Annotated in this window: 2 protein-coding genes; both read left to right on the forward strand. The window is 72.5% G+C overall.

Annotated features, from left to right (window positions below):
- Window positions 1-36 precede the first annotated feature (36 nt).
- A complete protein-coding gene (locus ABZ495_RS36365; RefSeq protein ID WP_359840247.1) occupies window positions 37-4,890 on the forward strand; it encodes an SDR family NAD(P)-dependent oxidoreductase in 4,854 nt (1,617 codons plus the stop codon).
- A gap of 45 nt (window positions 4,891-4,935) precedes the next feature.
- A partial coding sequence (locus ABZ495_RS36370) for a type I polyketide synthase (RefSeq protein ID WP_359840246.1) occupies window positions 4,936-9,409 on the forward strand: 4,474 nt, incomplete at its 3' end.

Raw genomic sequence — 9,409 nt, forward strand, 5'->3', positions numbered from 1 at the left:
GCGGTGACGGTGGACACGGCGTGTTCGTCGTCGCTGGTGGCGCTGCACCTGGCCTGCCAGTCGCTGCGGTCGGGGGAGAGTTCGCTCGCGCTGGCCGGTGGTGTGACGGTGATGTCGACGCCCGGTACCTTCATCGACTTCTCGCGGCAGCGCGGCCTGGCCGCTGACGGGCGCTGCAAGGCCTACGCGGAGTCCGCGGACGGTACGGGCTGGGGCGAGGGCGTCGGCGTCCTGGTCGTGGAGCGCATGTCCGACGCGCTGCGCAACGGGCACCGCATCCTGGCCGTGGTCGCCGGTACGGCGGTCAACCAGGACGGCGCGTCCAACGGTCTGACGGCGCCGAACGGGCCATCCCAGCAGCGGGTCATCCGGGCGGCCCTGGCCAACGCCGGGTTGTCGGCGGCCGAGGTGGACGTGGTCGAGGGCCACGGCACCGGCACGCGGTTGGGCGACCCGATCGAGGCGCAGGCACTGCTGGCGACCTACGGCCAGGACCGGCCAGCCGGCCGGCCGCTGCTCCTGGGGTCCGTGAAGTCCAACATCGGTCACGCGCAAGCCGCCGCCGGTGCCGCGGGGATCATCAAGATGGTCGCCGCGATGCAGCACGGCGTGGTGCCGGCGACGCTGCACGCGGACGAGCCGTCCTCGCGGATCGACTGGGAGTCGGGCGCCGTCCGACTGGTGACCGAAGCGGTGCCGTGGCCGGATGCCGGGCACCCCCGGCGCGCGGGTGTTTCGTCCTTCGGGTTCTCCGGGACCAATGCGCACGTGATCATCGAGCAGGCGCCGGACCAGGACACTTCGGGCTCCGGTTCCGGTGGTGTTGACCTGCCGGTGGTGCCGTGGTGCCTCTCGGCGCGGTCGGCGGAGGGTCTTGCTGGTCAGGCGGAGCGGCTGTCGGCGTTCGGTGAGCGTGCTGATGCTGATGTCCTGGACGTGGGTTGGTCGTTGGCGGTGTCGCGGGCGGCACTGGAGCAGCGGGCGGTGGTCCTCGGTGCGGATCGCGAAGAGTTGCTGGCCGGTCTTGCGGCGCTGGCCGGGGGCCGTGAGGTTCCGGGTGTGGTGACCGGGTTCGTGGGCGGTGCGGGCAAGGTCGGGTTCGTGTTCACCGGCCAGGGTGCGCAGCGCGTTGGCATGGGGCAGGGGCTCTACCAGGCGTTCCCGGTGTTCGCCGAGGCGTTCGACGCGGTGTGCGCGGGTCTGGCCGAGCACTTGGACGGTTCCCTCGCGGGTGTGATTCGGGGTGAGGGCCCGATCGACGAGACGGGGTGGGCGCAGCCCGCACTGTTCGCCGTTGAGGTGGCCCTTCACCGCCTGCTGGAGTCCTGGGGTGTGAGCCCGCAGGTGGTGGCCGGTCATTCGATCGGTGAGCTGGCGGCGGCGCATGTGGCGGGGGTGTGGTCGCTGGAGGACGCCTGCGCGGTGGTGGCCGCGCGTGGCCGGCTGATGCAGCAACTACCGTCCGGTGGTGCGATGGTGGCCGTCGAGGCCACGGAGGAGCAGGTTCTCGAAGCGATCGCGGGCCGGGCCGGTGTCGGTATCGCCGCGGTGAACGGCCCCAAGGCTGTGGTGATCTCGGGCGTCGAGGACGAAGTACTGCAGGCCGCCGCACAGTTGGCCGTATCCGGCGCACGGACGAAGCGTCTGCAGGTCTCGCACGCGTTCCACTCGCCGCTGATGGAGCCGATGCTGGAGGAGTTCGCCCGCGTCGTCGCCGCCGTCAGCTACCGCACGCCCAAGCTGACGATGGTCTCCGCCCTGACCGGCCTCCCGGTGACGGACGAGGTCACGGACCCGGCCTACTGGGTGAAGCACGTCCGCGAGGCGGTCCGCTTCCACGACGCCGCACAGTCCCTTCGCACCGCCGGCGTCCGGACGTTCGTGGAGATCGGCCCCGACGGTGTGCTGTCCGGCATGGGCCCGCAGACCCGGATCGACACCGAGGGCGAGGCAGCCGCCGAGGTCTGGCTCCCCCTTCTGCGCCGGGGCCGTGACGAACCCCGCGCCCTGATGACCGCCCTTGCGAAGCTCTTCGTGCGCGGTGTGCCGGTCGCCTGGGAGCAGGTCTACGCGGACACCGGTGCCCAGCAGGTCGACCTGCCCACCTACGCCTTCCAGCGTCAGCGCTACTGGCTGACCGCGACGGCGGGCAGCCGCGCCGAGGACCTCGGTCTGGAGAGCGCAGGGCACCCCCTGCTGGGCGCGGCGGTCACCCTGCCGTCGAGTGGTGGCGTGGTCCTGACCGGGCGACTGTCATTGGCCGCACAGCCCTGGCTGGCCGATCACGTGGTCGCCGGGCAGGTCGTCGTCCCCGGCGCCGCGCTGGTCGAGATGGCCGTGCGCGCGGGCGACGAGGCCGGCTGCACCCGGGTCGAGGAGATGCTCATCGAGGCACCGCTGGTGCTGCCGCCGCAGGGCGGAGCGCGGGTGCAGGTGACGGTCGACGAGGCGGACGAGTCCGGCCGCCGCGTGGTGGCCCTCTACGCCCAGGCCGAGGAAGCGGCTCAGGAGGAGGAGTGGACCCGGCACGCCGCCGGCGTTCTAGCTCCGGCCGACACGTCTGCCGACGTTCACGGCGATCTGGCGCAGTGGCCTCCGGCTGGTGCCGAGGCGGTGGATCTGGACGGGTTCTACCCGGGGCTCGCCGCCAGCGGTCTCGCCTACGGTCCGGTGTTCCAGGGGGTGCGTGCGGCGTGGCGGCGTGGCGAGGAGCTGTTCGCCGAGGTCGCGCTGCCGGACGGGGTGAGCGCCGCCGACTTCGGGCTGCACCCCGCGTTGCTGGACGCCTCCCTCCACGTGATCGTGGGCACGGGCGAGCGCCTGGCGCGGCCGGAAGTGCCGTTCGCCTGGGGCGATGTGGTCGTCCATGCCGCGGATGCGGTGGCCGCCCGGGTGCGGGTCACGCCTGCGGGCGAAGGCGTGTCGCTGACCCTGGCCGATGCCACGGGTGCGTTGATCGCGTCGGTCGGTTCGGTGGTCCTGCGGCCGTTCGCGGCTGCTGAGGCACCGGCTCGCGACGGCCTGTTCGGTGTGGAGTGGGTTCCGGCTGCTCTGGACGGCGCCGCGACGGAGGGTGGTCGGTGGGCTGTCGTCGGGACGGCGGAGCTGGCGGGTGCGGAGTCGTTCCCGGATCTGGCGGCGCTGGTGGCGTCGGCGGAGGTCGTGCCCGATGTGGTGGTGGTGCGGGTTGTGCCGGACGCCGTGGACGAGGTCCCGGCTGCGGCTGGTCGTACGGCTGCCGGTGTGCTGGGTCTGGTGCAGGAGTGGTTGGCGGCGGAGTCCCTGGCCGGGTCCCGTTTGCTGGTGGTGACGGACCGAGCGGTGGACGCCGGTCCGGAGGCGTCGATGGACGTCGCGGCTGCCCCGGTGTGGGGTCTGGTCCGGGTGGCGCAGGCGGAGAACCCGGACCGGATCGTTCTCGCCGACGTCGACGAGATGTCCGCAGAGTGGTTGCGCCTGGGTGTGGCCTCGGGTGAGCCGCAGTTCGCGGTGCGGGCGGGCCAGGTGCGTGTACCCAGGCTGGTGCGGGTGCCGTCCACGCCTGCTGCCGTTGGCGGGGACCGTCCGGGCACGGTGCTGATCACGGGCGCGTCCGGTGCGCTGGGCGGTCTGGTGGCCCGGCACCTCGCGGAGAGCGGGCGGGCCGAGCACCTGGTCCTGGTGTCGCGTCGGGGTATCGAGGCCGCCGGGATGTCGGAGCTGGTGGCCGATCTGAAGGGGCTGGGTGTCGAGGTCACGGTCGCGGCCTGTGACGTGGCCGATCGCGAGGAACTCGCGGACGCGCTGGCGGGCTTGGCGCTGAACGGTGTCGTCCACGCGGCGGGTGTCCTGGATGACGGGCTCGTCGCCTCGCTGACCCCGGAGCGGTTGGCGGCGGTGATGCGGCCGAAGGTCGACGCGGCGTGGCATCTGCATGAGCTGACCCGTCACCTGGACCTGGACATGTTCGTCCTGTTCTCCTCGATCGCGGGTGTGATCGGTAACGCGGGTCAGGCGAACTACGCGGCGGGGAACACGTTCCTGGACGCGCTGGCCGCTCACCGGCGGCACGGGGGCCTGCCGGGGGTGTCGTTGGCGTGGGGTCCGTGGGAGAACGGCATGGCGGGTGAGCTCTCGGAGGCGGACCGCCGCCGGATGGGCCGGCAGGGTCTGCGGCCACTGTCCGACGCACGCGGGCTCGCCGTCCTCGAGGCGGCCGTCGGCCGGCCCGAAGCGCTCTTCGTGGCAGCGGAGTTGAACCTGGCCGCCCTGAGGGGATCCGGCGAGGTCCCGCCGCTGCTGTCCGGCCTCGTGCGCGGATCGCGGGCCAGTGGGTCGGCCCGTCGATCGGTCGCGGAGCCTCCCGCCGACGGTCGGAGCGCCCTGGCCGCGCGGTTGGCCGGGCTGGGGCCGGACGAGCAGCGGGAGGTGGTGCGGGAGCTCGTGCTGTCGCAGGCCGCCCTGGTGCTGGGGATGGCCGGACCGGGCAGTCTGGACGCCGAACGTTCCTTCCGGGACGTCGGGTTCGACTCGCTCACCGCCGTCGAACTGCGCAACCGACTGAACAGCGCCACCGGCCTGCGGCTGCCGGCCACGGCGGTCTTCGACTATCCGAGCCCGACGGCCCTGGCCGACTTCCTGGCCCAGGAGACCTTCGGGTCGGTCGCCGAGGTGTCGGGCGCCCTGGCGGCGTACTCCGGACTCGACCGGCTCGAAGCCTCGGTCACCGAGCTCCTGGGCGACGAAGACGCCCGGGCCCGGGTCACGGCGCGGCTCAAGGACATCCTCTCGGCGCTGAGCGACACCGCCGGGTCCGGCGAGGGCGACGAGGGCGCCTCGGTCGCCGAGACGATCCAATCGGCCAGTGACGACGACATGTTCGACTTCATCGACAACCAGCTCGGGCTCTGAGTACGTCGCCGTACCACCGTGCGAAATGAGGAAGGCGTCCATCGGATGGCGAACGAAGAGAAGCTCCGTGACTACCTCAAGCGGGTCACCACCGACCTGGCGCAGACCCGGGAGCGCCTGCGCGAGGTGGAGGGCCGGCAGCAGGAACCCGTGGCCATCGTCGGTATGGCCTGCCGGTTCCCGGGCGGGGTGTCGTCACCGGAGGAGTTCTGGCAGCTGCTGGCCTCGGGCGGGGACGCGATCGGCCACTTCCCGACGGACCGCGGCTGGCCGGGGAACCTGGTTGATCCGGATCCGGACGCGGTGGGCAAGAGCGTCTCCGGCGAGGGTGGATTCCTCTACGAAGCTGCCGAGTTCGACGCGGAGTTCTTCGGGATCAGTCCGCGTGAGGCGGTCGTGATGGATCCGCAGCAGCGCTTGCTGCTGGAGACGTCCTGGCACGCGCTGGAGGGTGCCGGGATCGACCCGACGGGGCTGCGGGGCAGCGCGACGGGCGTGTTCGCCGGCCTCTTCTACCACGACTACCTGCCGTTCTACCCCGTACCGGAGGAGGCCGAGGGCTATCTCGGCACCGGAGGCATGGGGTCGGTCGTCTCCGGGCGGGTGGCGTATGCGCTGGGGCTGGAGGGCCCGGCGGTGACGGTGGACACGGCGTGTTCGTCGTCGCTGGTGGCGCTGCACCTGGCCTGCCAGTCGCTGCGGTCGGGGGAGAGTTCGCTCGCGCTGGCGGGTGGTGTGACGGTGATGTCGACACCGGGTACCTTCATCGACTTCTCGCGGCAGCGCGGCCTGGCCGCTGACGGGCGCTGCAAGGCCTACGCGGAGTCCGCCGACGGCACCGGCTGGGGCGAGGGCGTCGGCGTCCTGGTGGTCGAACGGCTGTCGGACGCACGCCGCAACGGTCACAAGGTGCTCGCGGTGGTAACCGGTACGGCGGTCAACCAGGACGGCGCGTCCAACGGTCTGACGGCGCCGAACGGCCCGTCCCAGCAGCGGGTGATCCGGGCCGCGCTGGCCAGCGCCGGAGTCGGCGCCGACGGCGTGGATGTCGTCGAGGGCCACGGCACCGGCACGCGGTTGGGTGACCCGATCGAGGCGCAGGCACTGCTGGCGACCTACGGCCAGGAGCGGCCGGCCGACCGGCCGCTGCTCCTGGGCTCGGTGAAGTCGAACATCGGGCACGCCCAGGCGGCCGCCGGTGTGGCGGGTGTCATCAAGATGGTTGCCGCGATGCAGCACGGTGTGGTGCCGGCGACGCTGCACGCGGACGAGCCGTCCTCGCACGTGGACTGGGCGGCGGGCGCGGTCCGGCTGGTCACTGAGGCGCAGCCGTGGCCGGAGACGGGCGAGCGGCCGCGTCGGGCGGGCGTGTCGTCCTTCGGGTTCTCCGGGACCAACGCACATGTGATCATCGAGCAGGCTCCCGAGCAGGACATTCCGCGCCCCCGGGCGGACCACCGGACGCTCCCGGTGGTGCCGTGGGTGGTGTCGGGGCGGTCGGCGGAAGCGCTTGCCGGTCAGGCGGAGCGGCTCGCGGACTTCGTACAGCAGTCTGACGCTGATCTTCTGGACGCTGGTTGGTCGTTGGTGGTGTCGCGGGCGGCGTTGGAGCAGCGGGCGGTGGTGCTGGGCTCGGACCGCGAGGAGTTGCTGGCCGGTCTTGCGGCGCTGGCTGAGGGCCGTGAGGTTCCGGGTGTGGTGACCGGGTCCGTGGGCGGTGTGGGCAAGGTCGGGTTCGTATTCACCGGCCAGGGTGCGCAGCGCGTCGGTATGGGGCAGGGGCTCTACCAGGCGTTCCCGGTGTTCGCCGAGGCGTTCGACGCGGTGTGTGCGGGGCTGGCCGAGCACTTGGACGGCTCGCTGGCGGGTGTGATTCGGGGTGAGGGCCCGATCGATGAGACGGGGTGGGCGCAGCCCGCACTGTTCGCGGTCGAGGTGGCCCTTCACCGCCTGCTGGAGTCGTGGGGTGTGAGTCCGCAGGTGGTGGCCGGTCATTCGATCGGTGAGCTGGCGGCGGCGCATGTGGCGGGGGTGTGGTCGCTGGAGGACGCCTGTGCGGTGGTGGCCGCGCGTGGTCGGCTGATGCAGCAACTGCCGTCCGGTGGTGCGATGGTGGCTGTCGAGGCCACGGAGGAGCAGGTTCTCGAAGCGATCGCGGGCCGGGCCGGTGTCGGTATCGCCGCGGTGAACGGACCTCGCGCGGTGGTGATCTCCGGTGTCGAGGACGAAGTGCTTCAGGCCGCCGCACAGTTGGCTGCGTCCGGCGCTCGGACGAAGCGTCTGCAGGTCTCGCACGCGTTCCACTCCCCGTTGATGGAGCCGATGCTGGAGGAGTTCGCCCGCGTCGTCGCCGCCGTCAGCTACCGCGCGCCCAAGCTGGCGATGGTTTCCGCCCTCACCGGTCTCCCGGTGACGGACGAGGTCACGGACCCGGCCTACTGGGTGAAGCATGTCCGCGAGGCCGTTCGCTTCCACGACGCCGCGCAGGCCCTTCGCGCGGCCGGCGTCCGGACGTTCGTGGAGATCGGCCCCGACGGTGTGCTGTCCGGCATGGGCCCGCAGACCCGCACGGACGACCAGGGCGAGCCCGAGCTCTGGCTGCCGCTGCTCCGTCGCGGCCGTGACGAACCCCGCGCCCTGTTCACCGCGCTCGCGAAGCTCTTCGTGCGGGGCGTGCCGGTCGCCTGGGAGCAGGTCTACGCGGACACGGGTGCCCAGCAGGTCGACCTGCCCACCTACGCCTTCCAGCGCCGGCGCTACTGGCTGCCGACCGGTTCCGGCGTGGTGGACGCGGCCGGGCTGGGCCAGTCACCGGCGCGTCATCCGCTGCTGGGTGCGGCGGTGACACTGCCGGCCAGCGGGGGTCTGGTGCTGACCGGGCGCCTGTCACTGGCTGCACAGCCCTGGCTGGCCGACCACGTGGTGGCCGGGCAGGTCGTCGTCCCAGGGGCGGCGCTGGTCGAGATGGCCGTGCGCGCGGGCGACGAAGCCGAGTACAGCCGGGTCGAGGAACTGCTGATCGAGGCGCCGCTGGTGCTCCCGCCGCAGGGCGCGGTCCGGGTGCAGGTGACGGTCGACGAGGCGGACGAGTCCGGCCGCCGTGCGGTCGCGGTGTATGCCCAGTCCGAGGAGGCGGCCTTCGCGGAGGAGTGGACCCGGCACGCGACGGGCGCGCTGGCACCGGTCGCGCCGAGTGCCGACACTGTGCTGCCGGGCGAGTGGCCGCCGGCGGGCGCCGAGACCGTAGACCTGGACGGGTTCTACCCACGCCTGGCCGCCAGTGGCCTGGCCTACGGTCCGGTGTTCCAGGGTATGCAGGCGGCCTGGCGGCGTGGCGAGGAGTTGTTCGCCGAGGTCGCGCTGCCGGACGGTGTCGGCGTGGCCGGGTTCGGGCTGCACCCGGCCCTGCTGGACAGTGCACTGCACGTGGCGGGCCTGAGTGACGACGGGGACGGCCTGACGCTGCCGTTCGCGTGGAGTGACGTCGAGGTGCACGCATCGGGTGCGGTGGCGGCCCGGGTGCGTGTGGCACCGGCTGCCTCGGGTGAGGGCGTGTCGATCACGTTGGTCGATGCTGCGGGCGAGCTGGTGGCGTCGGTCGGTTCGTTGGTGCTGAGGGCGGCCTCGGCCGAGGACCTGGCGGGTGGTACCGGGGCGGCGAATGAGTCGATGTTCGGTGTGGAGTGGGTTCCGGCTGCTCTGGACGGCGCCGCGACGGAGGGTGGTCGGTGGGCTGTCCTCGGGACGGCGGAGCTGGCGGGTGCGGAGTCGTTCCCGGATCTGGCGGAGCTGGTGGCGTCGGCGGAGGCCGTGCCCGATGTGGTGGTGGTGCGGGTTGTGCCGGAGCCGGGTGACATTCCGGCTGCGGCTGGCCGCACAACCGCTGACGTGCTGGGTCTGGTGCAGGAGTGGTTGGCGGCGGAGTCCCTGTCCGGGTCCCGTCTGCTGGTGGTGACGGACCGAGCGGTGGACGCCGGTCCGGAGGCGTCGATGGACGTCGTGGCGGCTCCGGTGTGGGGTCTGGTCCGGGTGGCGCAGGCGGAGAACCCGGACCGGATCGTTCTGGCCGATGTGGACGAGATGTCCGCAGAGTGGTTGCGTCAGGGTGTGGCCTCGGGTGAGGCGCAGTTCGCGGTGCGGGCGGGCCAGGTGCGTGTACCCAGGCTGGTGCGGGTGCCGTCGACGCCTGCTGCCGTTGGCGTGGACCGTCCGGGCACGGTGCTGATCACGGGTGCGTCGGGTGTGTTGGGTGGTCTGGTGGCCCGGCGTCTCGCGGAGAGCGGGCGGGTCGAGCACTTGGTCCTGGTGTCGCGTCGGGGTATCGAGGCCGCCGGGATGTCGGAGCTGGTGGTCGACCTGAAGGGGCTGGGTGTCGAGGTCACGGTCGCGGCCTGTGACGTGGCCGATCGCGAGGAACTCGCGGCCGTCCTGGCGGGTGTGCCGCTGACGGGTGTCGTCCACGCGGCCGGGATCGTCGACGACGGGCTCGTCGCCTCGCTGACCCCGGAGCGGTTGGCGG

The organism is Kitasatospora sp. NPDC005748, from assembly GCF_040630735.1.
GTDB lineage: Bacteria > Actinomycetota > Actinomycetes > Streptomycetales > Streptomycetaceae > Kitasatospora.